Genomic DNA, 525 nt, shown 5'->3' with positions numbered 1-525 from the left:
ATATAGAAAAGAGCTGTGGTTGGCTCTTTTCTCTTATTTTTGCTAGCGCAGAATATCTTTTATTTGTTTAAACAAAAATCCTTTTTTTACATACCATGTGTTGTCTATGAAATAATAGTGGTTAATATCAGGATCTCTCCTGCATGTTTCATTAAATTTTTTTGTTTTTTTCACAACAAGATCATCTGAGTTATCATCATAATAGCAAAAACAATCATTTATGTCTTTGCCAATCCTTTCAAGTGTTCCAAGCGAGATAAGCTCTCTCGCCTTTCTATACATTTTAAACCCAGAGGTAAGTATTTTACCCATCTTAACTACACCCTGATCTTCTTTGACTTCCACACCACAAAAAACACCAGTTGGATTTTTTACCCAAATCATACAATTTTGCATCATATCCTCCTATGCTGCCTTTAAACAAACTTTATTGTAGAAGAAATTTACAAATCTATTCATCTTAGGGATGATAAATTTTGCAAAGTCGCTTTGTATCTTCATGGCCTTTGCAGGATCACCTATTAC

At 32.8% G+C, this 525-nt stretch carries 1 protein-coding gene; it reads right to left on the bottom strand.

The genetic code is table 11. The features are described 5' to 3' along the window. Window positions 1-42 precede the first annotated feature (42 nt). Window positions 43-396, bottom strand: a complete 354-nt coding sequence (locus CYP28_RS01930) for a hypothetical protein (RefSeq protein ID WP_103592891.1) — start codon at window positions 394-396, stop codon at window positions 43-45. Between the last annotated feature and the right edge of the window lie 129 nt (window positions 397-525).

It is taken from the genome of Campylobacter concisus, assembly GCF_002914195.1.
GTDB classification, from domain to species: Bacteria; Campylobacterota; Campylobacteria; order Campylobacterales; family Campylobacteraceae; genus Campylobacter_A; species Campylobacter_A concisus_M.
Note: the sequence above shows the minus strand (reverse complement) of the source record. Positions and strands in the feature narration are given on the sequence as shown.

Coding starts and splice junctions, on each gene's coding strand:
- CYP28_RS01930 (WP_103592891.1), bottom strand. CDS start 396: ATGCAAAATTGTATGATTTGGGTAAAAAATCCAACTGGTGTTTTTTGT.